The 16,935-nt window shown below is 68.2% G+C and carries 13 protein-coding genes and 1 pseudogene; 6 read left to right on the top strand and 8 right to left on the bottom strand.

Going from position 1 to position 16,935, the window contains the following annotated elements:
- Positions 1-6: 6 nt before the first annotated feature.
- Together GQ57_RS08995 and GQ57_RS08990 are read right to left on the bottom strand one after the other, a co-directional pair.
- The gene (locus GQ57_RS08995; protein WP_031403098.1) at positions 7-570 is read right to left on the bottom strand and encodes a GNAT family N-acetyltransferase; all 564 of its coding nucleotides are present in this window, start codon (positions 568-570) and stop codon (positions 7-9) included.
- Positions 571-665: 95 nt separating this feature from the next.
- Entirely contained in the window at positions 666-1,685 is a 1,020-nt protein-coding gene (locus GQ57_RS08990; protein ID WP_034197674.1) for an AraC family transcriptional regulator, read from the bottom strand.
- Positions 1,686-2,111: 426 nt separating this feature from the next.
- Here GQ57_RS08990 and GQ57_RS08985 point away from each other — a divergent pair, with 426 nt between their 5' ends.
- Positions 2,112-3,485: an MFS transporter gene (locus tag GQ57_RS08985; protein ID WP_034197673.1), complete on the top strand. Its 1,374-nt coding sequence runs from the start codon at positions 2,112-2,114 to the stop codon at positions 3,483-3,485.
- Positions 3,486-3,737: 252 nt separating this feature from the next.
- Here GQ57_RS08985 and GQ57_RS08980 read toward each other — a convergent pair whose 3' ends face one another.
- Positions 3,738-4,610 (bottom strand): LysR family transcriptional regulator, encoded by an 873-nt coding sequence (locus GQ57_RS08980; RefSeq protein WP_052001177.1) that lies wholly within the window; start codon positions 4,608-4,610, stop codon positions 3,738-3,740.
- A gap of 131 nt (positions 4,611-4,741) precedes the next feature.
- On the opposite strand from GQ57_RS08980, the gene GQ57_RS08975 reads away from it, so the two are divergent.
- On the top strand, positions 4,742-5,740 hold the full coding sequence (locus tag GQ57_RS08975) for a quinone oxidoreductase family protein (RefSeq protein WP_034197736.1): 999 nt from the start codon (positions 4,742-4,744) through the stop codon (positions 5,738-5,740).
- 39 nt (positions 5,741-5,779) lie between these two features.
- On the opposite strand, the gene GQ57_RS08970 is transcribed toward GQ57_RS08975, so the two are convergent.
- The 3 genes from GQ57_RS08970 to GQ57_RS08960 form a co-directional block, all read right to left on the bottom strand.
- Positions 5,780-6,682 carry a hypothetical protein gene (locus GQ57_RS08970; RefSeq protein WP_034197671.1) on the bottom strand — a complete coding sequence of 301 codons (903 nt, stop codon included), beginning with the start codon at positions 6,680-6,682 and terminating at the stop codon, positions 5,780-5,782.
- 11 nt (positions 6,683-6,693) lie between these two features.
- Positions 6,694-7,206 carry a hypothetical protein gene (locus GQ57_RS08965; RefSeq protein ID WP_152603223.1) on the bottom strand — a complete coding sequence of 171 codons (513 nt, stop codon included), beginning with the start codon at positions 7,204-7,206 and terminating at the stop codon, positions 6,694-6,696.
- Between the two features lie 313 nt (positions 7,207-7,519).
- Positions 7,520-9,037, bottom strand: a complete 1,518-nt coding sequence (locus GQ57_RS08960) for an MDR family MFS transporter (RefSeq protein WP_034197669.1) — start codon at positions 9,035-9,037, stop codon at positions 7,520-7,522.
- Positions 9,038-9,268: 231 nt separating this feature from the next.
- On the opposite strand from GQ57_RS08960, the gene GQ57_RS08955 reads away from it, so the two are divergent.
- The gene (locus tag GQ57_RS08955; protein WP_031403104.1) at positions 9,269-10,828 is read left to right on the top strand and encodes a methyl-accepting chemotaxis protein; all 1,560 of its coding nucleotides are present in this window, start codon (positions 9,269-9,271) and stop codon (positions 10,826-10,828) included.
- 42 nt (positions 10,829-10,870) lie between these two features.
- On the opposite strand, the gene GQ57_RS08950 is transcribed toward GQ57_RS08955, so the two are convergent.
- Together GQ57_RS08950 and GQ57_RS08945 are read right to left on the bottom strand one after the other, a co-directional pair.
- Positions 10,871-12,538, bottom strand: coding sequence for an ATP-binding domain-containing protein (locus GQ57_RS08950; RefSeq protein WP_031403105.1), 1,668 nt, complete (start codon positions 12,536-12,538; stop codon positions 10,871-10,873).
- Between the two features lie 118 nt (positions 12,539-12,656).
- On the bottom strand, positions 12,657-13,511 hold the full coding sequence (locus GQ57_RS08945; RefSeq protein ID WP_034197668.1) for a helix-turn-helix domain-containing protein: 855 nt from the start codon (positions 13,509-13,511) through the stop codon (positions 12,657-12,659).
- A gap of 224 nt (positions 13,512-13,735) precedes the next feature.
- Here GQ57_RS08945 and GQ57_RS08940 point away from each other — a divergent pair, with 224 nt between their 5' ends.
- The 3 genes and pseudogenes from GQ57_RS08940 to GQ57_RS43635 all read left to right on the top strand — a co-directional run.
- Positions 13,736-15,070, top strand: a complete 1,335-nt coding sequence (locus GQ57_RS08940; RefSeq protein WP_034197667.1) for an NAD(P)/FAD-dependent oxidoreductase — start codon at positions 13,736-13,738, stop codon at positions 15,068-15,070.
- Between the two features lie 83 nt (positions 15,071-15,153).
- Positions 15,154-16,248 carry a potassium channel family protein gene (locus GQ57_RS08935; RefSeq protein WP_031403108.1) on the top strand — a complete coding sequence of 365 codons (1,095 nt, stop codon included), beginning with the start codon at positions 15,154-15,156 and terminating at the stop codon, positions 16,246-16,248.
- Between the two features lie 134 nt (positions 16,249-16,382).
- Positions 16,383-16,817 (top strand): annotated as a pseudogene (locus tag GQ57_RS43635) (transposase); the annotation flags it as partial.
- Positions 16,818-16,935 lie beyond the last annotated feature (118 nt).

Raw genomic sequence — 16,935 nt, 5'->3', positions numbered from 1 at the left:
CCCATTCTAGCGCGACGCGGCAGGCTCGGGCGAGACGGGGGGCGTGCGCGCGCCGTCGCCGAGCGGGCGCTGCAGCAGCGCCGTGTCGATCCAGCGGCCGTGCTTGAAACCGGCCGCCTTCAGCATGCCGGCCGGCTCGAAGCCGAACGCGCGGTGCAGCGACGTCGAGCCGCCGGCGCCGCCGTCGGCGATCACCGCGATCATTTGCCGCCACGGGCCGGCCTCGCAGCGCTCGATCAGCGCCGCGAGCAGCGCACGGCCGATCCCGCGCCCGCGTTGCGCGTCGTCGATGTAGATCGAATCCTCGATCGTGAAGCGATACGCGCTGCGCGTGCGGTACGGCGTCGCATACGCGTAGCCGGCCACGCGGCCGTCGCATTCGGCGACGAGGTACGGCAGCCCGTGGCGCAGCACCGCGTCGCGGCGTGCGCGCAATTCGGCGACGTCGGGCGGCGTTTCCTCGAAGGAGGCGACGCTGTGGCGCACGTGGTGTGCATAGATCGCGTGGATCGCGGCGAGGTCGGCGTCGGTCGCGTCGCGAACGACGCAGGCGGCTGGCGGGGCGGACATGATGGCGAAGCGACAGGGCGGGGATGCGGGCAAGCCGCTACTATGCGGGCGATTGCCGGTCGCGTAAAGCGGACGTGCGCCCGGCGCGGCCGCGCTCAGTTCGGCGGCCGCTTCTTCTGCGTGTCGCGCGGCAGCTCGTTGAAACGGGCGAAGTAGTAACCGGAGAAGCGGCCGAGGTGCCCGAAGCCGAACGTGAGCGCGGTATCGGTGATGCTGGTCGACGGGTCGGTCAGCAATTGCACGCGCGCGGCGTCGAGCCGGATGTTGCGCAGCAGCTCCATCGGCGTCGCGCCGTGGTAGCGCCGGCACAGGACGTTCAGCGTGCGCTGGCCGACGCCGGCCGCGCGGGCGAGATCCTCGAGCGAAATCGGCGCGCAGAGCCGCGCGTGGATGAACTCGTGCAACGCATCCATCTGCCGGATGCCGCCGCGCGATCCGGCTCTCGTCGTGCCGCCGCGCGCCTGGGGTGCCGGGCCGACGTGCGCGGCGGCGGGCGGTGTGGGGCAATGCGCGAGCAGGAACAGCGCGAGGCTGCGTTCGAAGTGGTCGCGCCATTCGGCCCGGATGCCGCCGTCGTCGGCGACGGCGAGCACGTTGAGCAGCGACTGGGCGATCAGATCCCATTGCGACGCGAGCGCGGCCGGCAACAGGAAACCCGGTGCGAGGCCGGGCGCCGCGTCGCCGGGCGGGCGGCCCGCCACCGCCCGCAGCAGCGCATCGGGCACCTTGACGATCAGTTGCCGGGTGCCGGGCCGCCAGCGCAGGCGCACGCGCGCCCTCGGCGCGAGCACGGCGGTGCGTCCGCCGGACACGTCCATCACGTGCCCGTCGCATTCGATCTCGGCGCCGCCCGCCAGCGACGTATGGACCAGCGAAAAGCCGTCGAACGGGCGCGGGGCGACCTCGACCTCGGCGCCGTACTGCAGCGCGTAGACGCTCAGGTGGTTCAGTTGCCCCTTGAACAGCGCCGCGTCCGGCACGCCCGGCTTCCAGCGCAGCGCATGCTCGGCCAGCTCCACGGAGACCTGCTCGTGCGCATCCATGCGCAATCCGGATCGGAACACGCAATTCCGATAGAGCGCGGACAGCACTTCCGCATTCGGGGTGAGGGGCATGGGGCGTCTCCAGTGCGGCGGTTTTCGTACGGCGCATCCGGCTGGCTGCGGATGCGCGTCGTGCCACATCGGTTTCTATGGGGTACCGAATATCCTGAACGGATGATATTGATCTTCGCCGGGCTTGTCCAAGGTCGCGCAAGAATCGGATAAACGCGATCCGGCCGGGGAAGGATCCGGATAGCGCACCGCGCGCGGCGCCGGAAAAAACGGACTGAAATCGCGTGCCGCGCGCAAATACCGGATAGTGACGCGCATTGTGGCTTTCTACACTGCGCCGGCATCCGGACGGAAAGCGGTGCATCTCGCGAAGGCAGTATTTCGGACAACTTCCAAATTGACCGGCCTGTCGATCGTACTGTCTCGAACGCGCGCGATGCGGCGGCTGCCGCCGGCCCCGAGTCTCCTCTGAAACAAGGAAGGTCCATGCGTGAAATCAACCTGCAGGCGCTCTCGGACGATGCGCGGCCGGGCCGGCTGCAAGGCGCCGTGCTGTTCTGGTGCGCGCTGATCGTCGTGTTCGACGGCTACGACCTCGCGGTGGCCGGCATCGCGCTGCCGGCGATCATGCGCGAGATGGGCGTCAATCCGGCCCAGGCCGGTTTCATGGTCAGCTCGGCGCTGTTCGGCATGATGTTCGGCAACATCGTGTTCGGGACCGTCGCCGAGCGGATCGGGCGCCGCCGGGCCATCGCGGCCTGCCTGACGCTGTTCAGCGTCTTTACCGCGGCGGCCGGCCTCGCGCCGACGCCCGTGCTGTTCGGCGCCGCGCGTTTCCTCGCCGGCATCGGCATCGGCGGCGTGATGCCGAACGTGATCGCCCACATGACCGAATACGCGCCGCGCCGCGTGCGCGGCACGCTGGTGACGCTGATGTTCAGCGGCTATTCGGTCGGCGGCATGCTGGCGGCGGTCATGGGCAAGGCGATGATCGACGCCCATGGATGGCAATCCGTGTTCGTTGCCGCGGGCGCGCCGGTGCTGCTCGTGCCGCTGCTCATGAAATGGATGCCGGAATCGCTGCCGTTCCTGATCCGGCACGGCAGGACGGACGAGCTTGCGCGCATTGCACGGAGGCTCGATCCCGACTATCGGCGGCAGCCGGGCGACCGCTACGTCGTTGGGCGAGCGGATCATGCGGGCCGCACGGGCCACGCGCCGGTCCGGCAGCTGTTCGACGACGGCCGCGGATTCAGCACCGCGATGTTCTGGATCGCGTGCTTCATGTGCCTGTTCATGGTGTACGCGCTCAGTTCGTGGCTGACGCGGCTGATGGCGGACGCCGGCCACAGCCTCGGCTCGGCGCTGACGTTCGTGCTGGTGCTGAACGCCGGCGCGATGGTCGGCGCGATCGGCGGCGGCTGGCTGGCCGATCGCTTTCCGATCAAGACGGTGCTCGTGTCGATGTATCTCCTCGCCGCCGTGTCGATCACGCTGCTCGGCTATCCGATGCCGACCGCGCTGCTGTTCGTGCTGGTCGGCCTCGCGGGCGCGTCGACGATCGGCACCCAGATCGTCAACTGCGCGTATGCGGGGCAGTTCTATCCCGCGGCGATCCGTTCGACCGGGATCGGCTGGACGTTGGGCGTGGGCCGCAGCGGCGCGATCCTGGCGCCGATCGTCATCGGCGCGCTGGTCGGCATCGACCTGCCGCTGGCGCAGAACTTCATGGCGATCGGGTTGCCCGCGCTGGTGGCGGCTGTCGCGGTCGGCCTGATCGATCATCGGCGCTCGGCGACGCATCATGGCCCGGCGGCGGCTGCCGCCGAACGGCCGGTGTCGGCCGCCCGGCAGTCCTGAGCGGCATGCCGCCGGGCCAGCCGTGCCTTCGGCTAACGGCTGCGTGGGGCGGGGGCCGGACAATCCGCACGCAGGCCGGCCATATTCGGCACGCGTCGCATGCGCCGCCGCGCGCTTGGGCCGCGCGGTGTCATGCGACGCAAAGCGCGCCGGCAGTGAACGCGGTCGCCGCCGGCGGGGCGGTCGGCACGGGACGGAACCCGCCGCGGATCGCGGCCGGACGGTCGAAGCGGTTCCGACGAAGCAGTGGCGTCAGAGTTGTCCGTCCGCTGCGCGAACCGCATCGGCGATCGCATCCGCGACACGCTGCACGCGCGGCGAGCGCCGCACGTCCGGGTGGACCACGAGCCAGATTTCGCGCTCGATGTCGCAATGCGGCGCGGCCGTCAGTTCGACGAGCGGCGCACCGGCGTGCACGGCCGGATCGTCGACCAGAAAGCGCGGCAGCAATGCGACGCCGGCGCCTGCCGCGCACGCGCGATGCTGCGCGGCGAGGTCGTTCGCGATGAACGCGAAGCGGCGCCCGGCCGCGAAACGTTCGAGCCATTGCTGCTGCGGCGTTTGCGCGAGCGCATCGTCGTAGCCGACGAAGGTCCAGGTGTCGGGCGGCGCGTCCGCCCACTCGGGCGCCGCGCACAGCGCGAAGCGCATCGTGCCGAGCCGGCGCGCGGCGAGCCCCGGTTCGCTTGGCCGCGACAGCCGCACCGCGAGATCGGCCTCGCGCGCATACAGGTTCGCCGCGTGCATCTCGCCCATCAGGTCGATCCGCAGCGCCGGCCATGCGCGCTGCGCACGGGCGAGGCGCGGCGCGAGGAAATGGCTGGCGAACACCGGCGACGCCGACACGCGCACGACGCCGTCCAGCGCGGCCGCGCCTTGCGCGGCGCGCGCGAACGCATGCGCGTCGGCTTCGAGGCGGCCCGCATGCTCGGCGAGGTGCAGCCCTTCGTCGGTCGGCGGCCAGCCGCGCGGCAGCCGGTCGAACAGCCGGATGCCGAGCGCGGACTCCAGCGCGTCGATGCGCCGTGCCACCGTCGAATGCTGGACCTGCAGCGCCCGAGCGGCGGCCGACAGGCTGCCGCCGCGCATCACCGCGAGAAAGTAGCGGATGTCGTCCCAGCTCATCGGCGGCACGGAGGCGGGCAATGGAGTCTGGTCGGTCGAATTTTGCACAGTAGATGGGTGGAAAGCGGGAATTCCGATCGATTATGCACGATGGGATGATCGTGTCACATCATTCGATTGCGAGGAACGTCATGACCCAAACCACCACCGCCGTCCGGATCGGGATCGACCGTTACGGCGACGCCGGCGTGCTGCGCCGCGTCGATGCGCCTGTTGCGCCGCCCGGCGCGGGCGAGGTGCGGATTCGCCAGACCGCCGTCGGCGTGAATTTCGTCGACATCTATTTCAGGACGGGCGCGCACGCATTGCCTGCGCTGCCGGATGCGCTCGGCGTCGAGGCCGCCGGCGTGATCGACGCGGTCGGGCCCGGCGTGACGGATCTCGCGCCGGGCCAGCGGGTCGCGTATGCGGGAATGCCGACCGGCAGCTATGCGAGCGTGCGCACGCTGCCGGCCGCGCGCGTGATGCCGATCCCCGATGGCCTGAGCGACGATGCCGTTGCGGCCGGGCTGCTGAAAGGCATCACCGTTTACATGCTGCTGCATCGCGTCCGGCAGGTCGGCGCCGGCGACACGGTGCTGGTGCATGCGGCGGCGGGTGGCGTCGGAATGCTCGCGACGCAGTGGGCCCGCGCGCTCGGGGCGCGGGTGATCGGTACGGTCGGGTCGGCCGCGAAGGCGGCGCTGGCGCGGGCTCAGGGTGCGGAGCAGGTGGTCGACTACCGCGAGGCGGATTTCGTCGCGGCGGCCCGTGCGTTCGGCGGCGGCGCGGGGGTCGACTACGCGATCGACGGGATCGGCGGCGACGTGCTGACGCGCACGCTTGGCGCGATCCGTCCGTTCGGCATGGTCGCGAGCATCGGGCAGGTGGCCGCGATCGGTGCGCGGCAGACCTTCGATCTCGACGAACTGGGGCCGGCGCGCTCGATCGCGCTCGCGCGGCCGAGCGTGCTCGGCTTCATCGCGCGCGACGTGGCCGGGTATCGCGAAGCGGCGCGCGTGACGCTCGAACGGCTGGCGGGCGGGATGCACGTCGAGATCGGCGCGCGGCTGCCGCTCGAACAGGCGGCCGACGCGCACCGGCTGCTGGAGTCGCGCGCGACGACGGGGGCGGTGATACTGGTGCCGTGACGGCGCGCGGCGCGGCGCGTCGATCGCATCCGCGCCGCGTCAGACCTCGACGCTGCTGATGTCGGGTTGCGGGGGCGCGGGCGGTGCTTCGGCCAGCGACACGGCCAGCGAAAACGTCCGATGCCCGTTCGCCGTGGCGAGCCGGTCGCGATCGGTCGATACGCCGAGAATGATGACGCGGTATTTGGGCTCCTGCAGCTTCAACAGGATTTCGAAATCGGGATCGTCTTTTTTCTTGGGGTCGTAGTGCTTGTAAAGCTCTTTGAACGATTCGCTGATGAACTGCGTTGAAACATGGAACGTGTCTATATTGTCCGCGCTGTCGTACAGGGCTGCCTTTTGCAGGACTTCATGCGACAGCGCGACGATGTGGTTGTCGGTGACCGACAACTTGGGGAGTACCTCCTGGACGCGGGTTGCATGGCCGACCAGTTGCCGGGTGGGGGCGGCAATGACGAAATAGCACGCGCATTCCAGCTTCTTCGACAGCACGGCGAGGCGGTAAATATCGTCGACGATGCCGGATTTGACACCGGATCGCTTGATTTCGATCGCCGCCAGCGCAAGGTCGCTTCCCTGCGGCCATGAATTGCCGCGAGGCCATGGGGCTTTCCACGGCTTGGTCAGGAGGATGTCGCATCGAATGTTGCCGACCGGCTTGCCGGGGGCATACTGTTGTTTCGCGAAAAACGACCGGATCTGGAATTCGCTGACGATATGCCGGGTATCGAAGTCCCGGTTCAGGATCTTGATCATCTCGCCGTGCAGCAGCGCTTCGAGCGTTTCCGACGACGTGGTCTCGCCGTTCTCGCCAGTCGGGACGCTCGAGCGGGTTGCGCCCATTTCGTAGCGCAGCACATCCATGTAGGACTCGATAATGAGCGTGAGATTCGGAAACCAGTCGACCGAAAGCGCGACGGGTGCGGGGCGGTTGTTGTCCATGCGGCTCGGGATTACTCGGCGCTGCCGAGGATTTGCTGGAACAAGGACGTGCCGATCAGATTGATCACCTTGTCGATGGACATCGCCGAGTGCCAGACAGGGCTGCTGTCCGTGAATGTCACGCGGCGAAACGAGTCGTTATCGGACAGCCCGGTGCCTGCCGGATAGAACTCGATCCAGGTAAATCCCTTGGTGCTGAAGAAGTGCTCGTTGACTATCCGTTTTTCCGCTTTCGATCGAAGCATCGCGTCCTTGAAGTAACGACGAAAGAACGCCTGGTACTCGGGGGCGTCTTTTCCATTCCAGACGTTCAGGATCAAGTGCGTGCTGATGATCTCGACGCCGTTCGTCACGCTGGTGCCGGTGTAGTCCTTCGGTTGTCCGCACACGATGGTCAGCGTGTCGTCGCCGCGCGCCGCCATCGCAATGGTGCAGCGGCTCGGAATGTTCGAAAACCCCATGTATGCCAGTGAAAAACGTGTCGGCGCCGGGGCCTTCGCAGTTTCGTCGTCTCGGGATGTCATGAGTGGGCAGGTGTGGCCGGCAGTGTCTTGATGGGTCGGGCGCGCTTGTCCGGTCGAGCGCGCTTGTCCGGTCGAGCGCGACTGCCGGCGGTCGCAAAGCGGCGGTCATCGCGTGCTCGGGATCAGGCCAAGCGGTTCGTGCCGGTCGGATTGTACCCGCCATTCCTGGCGCCAATGACACCGTCGGCGGCTTACGCAGCCGGAATAATCGGCGGGTGCGAGCGGCGACGCTGCGCGGCGGGGCGCCGCGAGACCACCCGATTCCGGAACGGGCAGCGCCGGCCGAGGGAGCAAGCGCCGGCGGCTTGCCTGATCATGCACGCGAGGAGCGCAGCGGCGCATCCTCGACGAACCACGCGAGCACGAATGCGATCGCGACCACGACCGCCGCCGCCAGATACACGACGTGCAGCGAGCCCGCGAACGCATGCAGGTACACGTCGCGCACGGCATCCGGCAACTGGTGCACGGCGCCCGGGCCGAGCGCGGGCGGCAGTTCCGTGCCGGCCGGCAGCGCCTGCAGTATCCGCGTCTGCAATCCGTGCGAGAACAGCGCGCCGAACGCCGCGACGCCGATCGAGCTGCCGATCGAGCGGAACAGCGTCGCGCCCGACGTCGCGACACCCATGTGCCGGAACTCGACCGTGTTCTGCGCCGCGAGCGTGAGCACGGGCATCACCATCCCGAGGCCGATCCCGAGCAGCGCCATGTACGCATACATCGTATGCAGCGGCGTATCGAGCGTCAGCGTCGACAGCAGCGCCAGCGCGATCCCGCCGATCAGCGTGCCCGCGATCGGGAACATCCGGTACGAGCCGAGCCGCGAGATCAGCCGGCCGCTGACCACCGACGTCGCGAGCATCCCGCCCATCATCGGCAGCAACTGCATCCCGGCCTGCGACGGCGTCGAACCCTTCACGACCTGCAGGTAGAGCGGGATGAACGTGACCGAGCCGAACAGCGCGGTGCCGACCACGAAGCCGATCAGGCTGACCAGCACGAACGTGCGATGGCGGAACAGTTCGAGCGGGATGATCGGCTCGGCCGCGAGCCGCTCTTCATAAATGAAGCCGCCGATCGCCACGAGGCCGAGCGCGAGCGTCATCCACAGTTGCGGCGAGGTCCACGGCAGCAGCGAGCCGCCTTCGCTCGTGAACAGGATCACGCAGGTGAGGGCGGTTGCGAGGAAAGCGGCGCCCATGTAGTCGATCCGGTGCTTCACGTGCGCGGCGTGCGGCGGGAACGCGACGCCGATCACGGCGAGCGCGAGAAAGCCGAGCGGCAGGTTGATCGTGAAGATCCAGCGCCACGACAGGTGCTCGACCAGGAAGCCGCCGAGCAGCGGGCCGATGATCGTCGCCAGCCCGTAGACGCCGCCGAACATGCCCTGGTAGCGCGCCCGGCGATCGGGCGGGATCAGATCGCCGATCGCCGCCATCGTGACAACCATCAGGCCGCCGCCGCCGAGCCCCTGCAGCGCGCGCAGCACGATCAGCTGCGTCATGTCCTGGGCGACGCCGCACAGCGCGGAGCCGGCGAGGAACAGCACGATCGCGGCCTGCAGCACGATCTTGCGGCCGTACAGGTCGCCGAGCTTGCCGTACAGCGGCAGCACGACGGTGGACGACAGCAGGTAGGCGGTGACGACCCACGACAACTGGTCGAGCCCGCCCAGCTCGCCGACGATCGTCGGCAGCGCGGTCGACACGATCGTCTGGTCGAGTGCGGACAGCAGCATCACGAGCAGCAGCGCGGCGATGATCAGCCCGGTCGGTGCATCGCGGCGGGCCGCTTCGGCGGCCGGCGGGGTCGGGAGGGTATCGGTAGTCATCGATATATCTGCCGTGGCAGGGAATTGCATCGAAATATAGCGACCAATGATTGACCAGTCAACTTCTGCCGAGGCTCGATATGTTGCAGAGGTAACAGGAGATTGCCGGCGCGAAAATTTGACCGGGATCAGCGGAAAAGCGGGGACGGACTCAAGTTTTCTGCAGGGAAACCGTAATCCAGAGTGCCGCGCGCCGATTGCCGCGGCGTACTTCACCGCTCACGTCCCGACATGAACCTGAACGTCCTGTTTTCCCGTTTCTCGATCCGTACGCGGATCTTCTCCACGCTCGGCCTCGTCGCCGCGCTGCTTGTCGTGTCGGGGCTGATCGGCCTGGCCGGCATGCAGAGCTCGAACCGCGCACTCGACGAGGCCTATAACCAGCAACTGGCCGCGAAGACCGCGCTGTCGGCGGCCAGCCTGAACCTGACGATCGTGCGCACCACGATCGATCGCGCGCTGCTGCACCCGGAAGCGCCGGAAGTACCCGATCTCGTCAAGAAGGCCGAGAACTATCTCGCGAAGGCCGATACGGCGTGGCGCGGCTACGCGTCGATGCCGCACGAGGGCGACGAAGCGCCGCTCGCGAGCCGTGTCGACGCCGCGCGCCAGGCGCTGATCGGGCAGGCGCTGAAGCCGATGATCGATGCCGTCCGCGACGGCCGGCGCGACGAGGCCGACCGGCTGCTGATGTCGGTGGCGCCGTCGCTGTCGGTCGCGCTCACGCAGGCGACCGATGCGCTCGACGCGTACCAGGTCGCGCGCGGCAAGGACGTCTACGACACCGCGCAGACCTATTACGGCTGGATGCGCGCGGGCGCGATCGCGGGTATCGCGTTCGGTCTGGCCGCCTGCCTCGGCTGCGCGATCGGCCTGCATTACGCGATCACGCAGCCGGTGAACCGGCTGCTGTCGCATTTCCGCCGCCTGTCGGACGGCGACCTGACGTCGGAGGTGCGCTGGTCGTCGCGTGACGAGATGGCCGAGCTGGTCAAGGGCGTGACGGGCATGCAGCGCAGCCTCGCCGACACGGTGCGCCAGGTCAGCCAGGGCTCCGAGGCGATCTCGACCGCGACGCACCAGATCGCGGCGGGCAACACCGACCTGTCGCAGCGGACGGAAGAGCAGGCGTCCGCGCTGCAGGAAACGGCCGCGAGCATGGAGCAACTGACGGCGACCGTGAAGCAGAACGCCGACAATGCGCTCGAGGCGCAGGCGTGCGCGGACAGCGCGAGCGAGATCGCGACGCGCGGCGCGACGGTGGTCGGCGAGGTGATCGGCACGATGAACGAGATCGACCAGAGCTCGCAGAAGGTCGCCGACATCATCGGCACGATCGAGGGCATCGCGTTCCAGACCAACATCCTGGCGCTGAACGCGGCCGTCGAGGCCGCGCGTGCGGGCGAGCAGGGCCGCGGCTTCGCGGTGGTCGCGGGCGAGGTGCGCACGCTGGCGCAGCGTTCGGCGTCCGCGGCGAAGGAAATTCGCACGCTGATCGGCGAATCGGTCGAGCGCGTCGCGAACGGCTCGCGGCTCGTCGGCATGGCCGGCGCGACGATGCAGGACATCCAGCAGGCGATCGGGCGCGTGACGGGCATCATGACCGAGATCGCGGCCGCGTCGAACGAGCAGCGCGACGGGATCGAGCAGGTGAACCGCGCGGTGTCGCAGATGGATCAGGTGTCGCAGCAGAACGCGGCGCTCGTCGAACAGGCCGCGGCGGCGGCGTCGTCGCTGGAAGAGCAGGCCGACGGGCTGCGCCGCGCGGTGGGCGCGTTCCGGGTCGCCTGACCGGTGGCGGGCGGCGGCGCGCACGCCAGCCGCCCTTTTGCGTCAGCCGGCCGCGAGGTGCGCGGCCGCGCGTGACGACGCGACGATCAGCAGCTTCATCGTCGCGCGCGTCGCGCCGACGAACAGCTTGCGCGCGGCACGCGCGTCGAGCGTGTCGAAGTCGACCTCGGTGAGGATCACGCACGGCGCCGACTGGCCCTTGAAGCGATAGATCGAATCGAGCAGCACGTCGCCTTCGCGATATTCCGGGTTGCCGAACAGGTCGTACTTGCCGGTGAAGCGCTTGAGCCGGTGCGGGCCCAGCTGGTCGAGCGGGGCGAGCACCGAGCCGTCGCGGCCGCGATACGACAGCAACGCGATGTCCTGCTTGCGGAAGCCGAGCGACAGCGCCTGCGTGATCGCGCGCTTGGTCGCGTCGATGCAGGCTTCGGCCAGCGCGTCGCCCGAAGTGCCGGCCTCCCCGTAGACCGATACCGCCGGATCGGACCCGTCGAACGGGCTGCCCGAGCGCAGTTCGGCCGCGAGCGGCTCGACCCGGCCGACCACGTCGCGCACGAATTCGAGCAGGTCGCGCGGGCTGCGGTAGTTCGTGAGCGCCTTCAGCGTGACCCAGCCCGGCAGCGCGACGGGCTCGCGCATGTACAGGTTCTGCAGCGGATCCTCCAGCCACCACCATGCGCCGTCCGGCGCGAGCAGACGCGCCAGCGCCGCCGCCCACGACGCATGGAAATCCTGTCCTTCGTCGACGACCAGCACGTCGAAGCGCCAGCGCTCGGGGATCGGCGCTTCGGCGAAACGTGTTTCGAGCCGTTCGAACTCGCCGGGCACCTGGAAGTCGGGCGTATAACCGCCGTCGCGCGCGACCCAGTCGCACAGCTGGTGGTAGTTCGCGATCTGCGCGCCCGGCGGCGCGATGCGCGCGATGTAGTCGGCCAGCGGCCGGTTGAAGCACACGTAGAGCACGCGCTTGCCGGCCGCGACCGCGTCGCGCATCGCCTGCACCGCGAGCTGCGTTTTGCCCGAGCCGGCCGTGCCGGTCACGCGCAGCCGGAACGGCGCGAATTCGAGCTGGCGCGCCCACGCGGCGAGCCCGCCCGACAGCCGTGTGACGAGCGTCCCGGCCTGCCCGACGAGCGCGCTGGTGTCGGGCGTGAGCGCCAGTTCGTCCGCGAGGAAGTGGTGCAGCTTCGATGCGTTCGGAACGGGTTCGTCGTCCTCTGGCAGCACCCGCAGGATCACCTGGGCGAGCTGCGCCTTGCGCGACGCATCGACGATGCGGTCGGCCGCGACGCCGGCGATCGATGCGTCGCGGATCGAATAATCGGGGCAATACAGCAGCGCCTCGACGCCGTAGACGCCCGCGCCGAGCGCGGCCGTCAGGCGCCGGTGCAGCGTTTCCTGCGTGCGCGCGAGCTGGATCGGGACGTTGCGCTCCTTCTGCAGATAGACCTTGACGAGCCCCTTCGGCGTTTCGCGCAGGAAGCCGGCCTTCTGCTCGATCAGCAGCACGCGGCCGGCCGGGCTCACGACGACGAACGCGGCCTCGCCGAACACCGAGAACGCGTGCTCGGCGCGCGTCCAGTGCACGCCGTGATACACGGTGTAGTCGTCGGGCAGCGCGTGTTCGAGCGCGGCGAGCGTTTCGCGCTCGCGTTCGGCCGCGCCGGTCGCGGCGAGGCTTTTCCAGTCGTCGGGGATGAGGCGGGCCATGGAGTCGGGCGGCGGAAGCCGGCGTGGCGTGAACGGGAGCGGCTATTGTACTGAGCCGCGCCCCCGTTTTACGACACGGCCGCGATGCCGAGCGGCCGTCGACGCGCCGCGGCGGCGATTACCCGCGTGCGAGCCGTTTCGCGAGATCGGCGCTGAGGATCGCCATGCGCGCGGGCTTTTCGTAGCAGACGACGTCGAACGCGCGGATCACGTCGCTGATGTCGGCCTCGCTCGCGCGGCCGGTGAGCAGGTCGCCCGTCAGGACGAAGATCGGCGCACCCGGGTTGTCGGACGTGCGCACCGCCTTGATGGCCGTGGCGGCCGTGCCGTCGTCGAACAGCCATTCGGTCAGGACCGCGTCGAACGCCTGGCCCTGCAGTGCATCGACGAACGGCGCGAGGCCGTCGAACGCGGCCGTCGCGAAACCCTGCCGTTCGAGATAGCGGCACAGCTCGGTCGCGCTGACGCCATCGGGGTCGATCACCGCGACGACGAGCTTGTCGCTCTCCGCGCGGCGAGGATAGATCTCGATCTTGTGCACGTCGTACGCGTTCTGGTACAGCACGCCGGTATGGCGCAGCACGCGCCAGCGGCCGTTCTGCTCATACGCGACGAATTCGGGGCGCGCGCCGGCCTCGAGCGGCGCGCCGATCCATGCGGTGCACGGAATCTCGGCGACGCCCGCATAAAGTACGGCTTCCTGCGAATAGGCGCCGACCATGCCGGGGTCGAGCGTTTGTGCGCCGAACAGCTGCGCGGCGGGTTCGCCGTACGCTTCGGCGACTTTCTTGATCTGCGCGAGCGTCCAGGGGCTGCTGCCGCGCAATTTGCGATGGCCTTGCGAGAAACTCAGGTCGAGGATGCGGCACAGCTCGGTGGTCTGCTGGCGCTTGCCGATGCCGTTGCGGGTCATCAGCTCGCGCACGCGCTCGGCAACCGCGAGGGAATCCGTGGTGATTGCTTCAGTGGTCATGCTACGGGAACGGATCGTGACGTTCAGAACGACGCCTTGCGGCAGTCTCGACGGACAGTCTTCATGACGTCCAGGGGCGAGCCGACCGGCCACGCGCGGAAAAGATAACTTTACCGCAAAATGGTCGTTATTCCATGTCGAGAACGGTGCGTTTTGTGTGAAAGGTGTGTCATCCCGTTACCGTAATGGACGTATCCACCCGCATTAACGCCCGACAGGAAACAATGACGACAACCTATCCGTTGCATGACACCTTGACCCGCGCCGGGGATGCGTTCCCGCTCGAAGCCGATGTCGTGATCGCCGGCGCCGGCATCATGGGCTGCGCGGCCGCGTACTACCTGGGCCTGCGCGGCCTGAAGGCCGTCGTGCTGGACAAGTCGCGCATCGCCGGACAGCAGTCGACGCGCGCGTGGGGCTTCGTACGGCAGCAGGGCCGCGAGGCCGCCGAGGTGCCGTTGATGATGGCCGGCATGCGGATCTGGGAAGCATTAGAGGAAACGCTCGGTTTCGATCTCGAATGGCGGCAGGGCGGCTGTCTCTATATTGCGGACAACGAAACGGACTGGGCGTCGTTCAACGCGTGGCTCGTCGTCGCGCGCGAGTACGGGCTCGACACGCGCACGCTGACGCGCGCTCAGATCGACGAGCGCGTCAGCGGCCTTTCGCCGCAGGCGCGCACGCTCGGCGGGCTGTACACCGCGAGCGACGGGCAGGCCGAGCCGCGCCGCGTGGCCGCGGCGTTCGCCGCGCGTGCCGTCGAGGCCGGCGCGCGTTTCTTCGAAGGCTGCGGCGTGACCGCGATCGAGACCGCCGGCGGCGCGGTCGTCGGCGTCGTGACCGAGCGCGGCACGATTCGCACGCGGCGCGCGATCTGCGCGGCCGGCGCGACCAGTTTCCGGCTGCTCGACGGCGTCGGCATCCGGTTGCCGCAGCAGGCCGTGCGCGGCACCTGCATGCGCACCAATGTGGTGCCGCCGGTTTCCGCGTCGACGGTGTGGGGGCACGGCCTCGGTATCCGCCAGCGCAGCAACGGCACGATCAATCTTGCCGACGACATGCAGGTCGACGTCGACCTCACGCTCGGCCACCTGCGCGGGCTGAGCCTGTTCTGGCCGGAATTCTGGTCGCAGCGCGACAAGTTCCGGCTGCACCTGGACGCATCCGCGTGGCGCGATGCGCTGGCGCGCATCGGCGGCGCGCGCGGGCCGATCGAGCCGCGCGATCCGCAGCCGCAGCCGAATCGCGCGCATGCGCCGCGCGCGCTTGCGAAGCTCAAGGCGATCTTTCCCGCGCTGAAGGACGCGCAGATCGTCGAGGCGTGGGCCGGCCTGATCGACGTGCTGCCCGACGGCATTCCGGTGATCGACGCGCCGGGCGCGCCGTCCGGGCTGGCGATCGCGACGGGGTTTTGCGGTCACGGTTTCGCGATGGGGCCGATCGTCGGCCGGCTGCTTGCCGAATGGATCGACACGGGTGCGCCGTCGCTCGACCTGTCGGCGTTTCGTGCGCGGCGTTTCGTCGACGGCACGATGGTGCGGCCGCGCAGCATGCTGTAACGGAGCAATCGACGCAGAAACGCCGGCCCGTCGCGGCCGGCCCATCGTAGAATCGAGCCCGCATCCTTCAGGAGATTTCCCCGTTGGCCACGCCTTCCGACAAGCGCCGCTCGTTGCGTTCACGCTTGCGTCGCGCCCGCAACCCGTGGCAGGCGCCGCGTGCGCAGACACTGTTCACGCGTCCCGCGACATCGCCGCGGCGCACGCTGCTGTTCCGTCTCGGCGCGGTCGTGCTGCTGTGCACGCTCGCGTTCCTCGTGCTGTATCTCGATCGCGACGGATTGCGCGATTCGACCAAGAGCACGCCGATGACCGTCGCCGATCTCGTGTACTTCACGATGGTCACGGTCGCGACGGTCGGCTACGGCGATATCGTGCCCGTCACCGCGCGGGCGCGCCTGATCGATGCGTTCTTCATCGTGCCGATCCGCATCGTCATCTGGTTCATTTTCCTGGGCACGGCATATCAGTTCGTGATCCAGCGCGTCGTCGAGGAATTCCGCATGAAACGCCTGCAGAAGCAATTGTCCGATCACATCGTCGTCTGCGGTTACGGGCTGTCGGGATCGATCGCCGTACGCGAGTTGCTCGAGAGCGGCGTCGATCCCGCGACGGTCATCGTGATCGATTCGCAGCAGCAGGCGCTCGAGGCCGCGACGTCGCTGGGCGTGACGGGGCTGCTCGGCGATCCCGCCCACGAGGATCTGCTGCAGCAGGCGCAGGTGCGCTCGGCGAAGGCCGTGATCATTTCGGTGACCGACGATCCGACCGCGATCCTGCTGACGCTGTCGGTCCGCAGCATCGCGCCCGACACGAAGATCGTCGTGCGGATCCAGGAGAACCTGTACCAGCGGCAACTGCGGCAGGCGGGCGCGGACGTGATCGTCTCGTCGACGAAAATCGGCGCGCTGCTGCTCGCGGACGCCGTGCACAGCCGTTACATCGTGCCGTTCGTGAACGACATGCTGTCGACACGCGGGCGCGCGACGCTGCTGGAGCGCGAGGCGATGCCGCAAGAGGTCGGCTGCATGACGAACGTCGTGCCGGGTGCGATCGTCGTCGGGCTCGACCGGTGCGGGAAGATCTTTTCGTTCTACGAGGATCCGCCGTGCAGGATCGAGGCAGGGGATACGCTGGTCGTGATCCAGTCGGCGCGGATTCCGGATCCGGATGTTTGACCGTTGCGGGTTTAAAAAAATCAATAAATTCAATTGGTTATTGGTATTTTTTTTGGGGTGGGCATCTTTGGGTAATACCCCCGGCCAGTAAGCGGGATCGGAAGTAGAATTTCCAGCAAAGGGAGTTCTACGCAATGAAGAAGTCGAAGTTCACGGATAGCCAGATCATGGATGAGCTCAAGCGGGCGGAGTCCGGGCTGGCGGTGCCGGAGATTTGTCGGGAGCTGGGTATCAGCACGGCGACCTTTTACAACTGGCGCGGCAAGTACGGCGGCATGGACGTATCGCTGATGGCTCGCATGAAGGAACTGGAGGCGGAGAACGCACGACTGCGCAAGATGTACGTCGAAGAGAAGATCAAGGCGGAGATCGTCGCAGAGGCGCTGGCAAAAAAAGACTGAGGCCATCTTCTCGCCGCGAGATGGCCAGGGACGCAGTAGCACGCCGGGGGGTGTCGATCCGGCTTGCATGCGAGGCATTTGGCGTAAGCCAGACGTGCTACCGCTGAGCGAAAGCGCAATGCAGAGAACGAACAGATCGCCGACTGGTTGCTGAGACTGACCGACAACCACTGCGGATTCAACCCGTCGATGCAACACACTTGAAGCTGCATAGCAGCGAGGAGTGTTGCAATGAAACAGAGGCGGCGGATCTACTATACAGACAGTCAGAAAGCGGTCATGTGGG

The sequence above is a fragment of the Burkholderia sp. MSh2 genome (assembly GCF_000731655.1).
In the GTDB taxonomy this organism is placed as follows: domain Bacteria; phylum Pseudomonadota; class Gammaproteobacteria; order Burkholderiales; family Burkholderiaceae; genus Burkholderia; species Burkholderia paludis.
The sequence above is the reverse complement of the archived record's forward strand: the minus strand, read 5'-3'. Positions and strand labels throughout refer to the sequence as shown.

Coding starts and splice junctions, on each gene's coding strand:
- GQ57_RS08945 (WP_034197668.1), bottom strand. CDS start 13,511: ATGACCACTGAAGCAATCACCACGGATTCCCTCGCGGTTGCCGAGCGC.
- GQ57_RS08990 (WP_034197674.1), bottom strand. CDS start 1,685: ATGCCCCTCACCCCGAATGCGGAAGTGCTGTCCGCGCTCTATCGGAAT.
- GQ57_RS08960 (WP_034197669.1), bottom strand. CDS start 9,037: ATGACTACCGATACCCTCCCGACCCCGCCGGCCGCCGAAGCGGCCCGC.
- GQ57_RS08970 (WP_034197671.1), bottom strand. CDS start 6,682: ATGGACAACAACCGCCCCGCACCCGTCGCGCTTTCGGTCGACTGGTTT.
- GQ57_RS08995 (WP_031403098.1), bottom strand. CDS start 570: ATGTCCGCCCCGCCAGCCGCCTGCGTCGTTCGCGACGCGACCGACGCC.
- GQ57_RS08965 (WP_152603223.1), bottom strand. CDS start 7,206: ATGACATCCCGAGACGACGAAACTGCGAAGGCCCCGGCGCCGACACGT.
- GQ57_RS08975 (WP_034197736.1), top strand. CDS start 4,742: ATGACCCAAACCACCACCGCCGTCCGGATCGGGATCGACCGTTACGGC.
- GQ57_RS08940 (WP_034197667.1), top strand. CDS start 13,736: ATGACGACAACCTATCCGTTGCATGACACCTTGACCCGCGCCGGGGAT.
- GQ57_RS08985 (WP_034197673.1), top strand. CDS start 2,112: ATGCGTGAAATCAACCTGCAGGCGCTCTCGGACGATGCGCGGCCGGGC.
- GQ57_RS08955 (WP_031403104.1), top strand. CDS start 9,269: ATGAACCTGAACGTCCTGTTTTCCCGTTTCTCGATCCGTACGCGGATC.
- GQ57_RS08980 (WP_052001177.1), bottom strand. CDS start 4,610: ATGAGCTGGGACGACATCCGCTACTTTCTCGCGGTGATGCGCGGCGGC.
- GQ57_RS08950 (WP_031403105.1), bottom strand. CDS start 12,538: ATGGCCCGCCTCATCCCCGACGACTGGAAAAGCCTCGCCGCGACCGGC.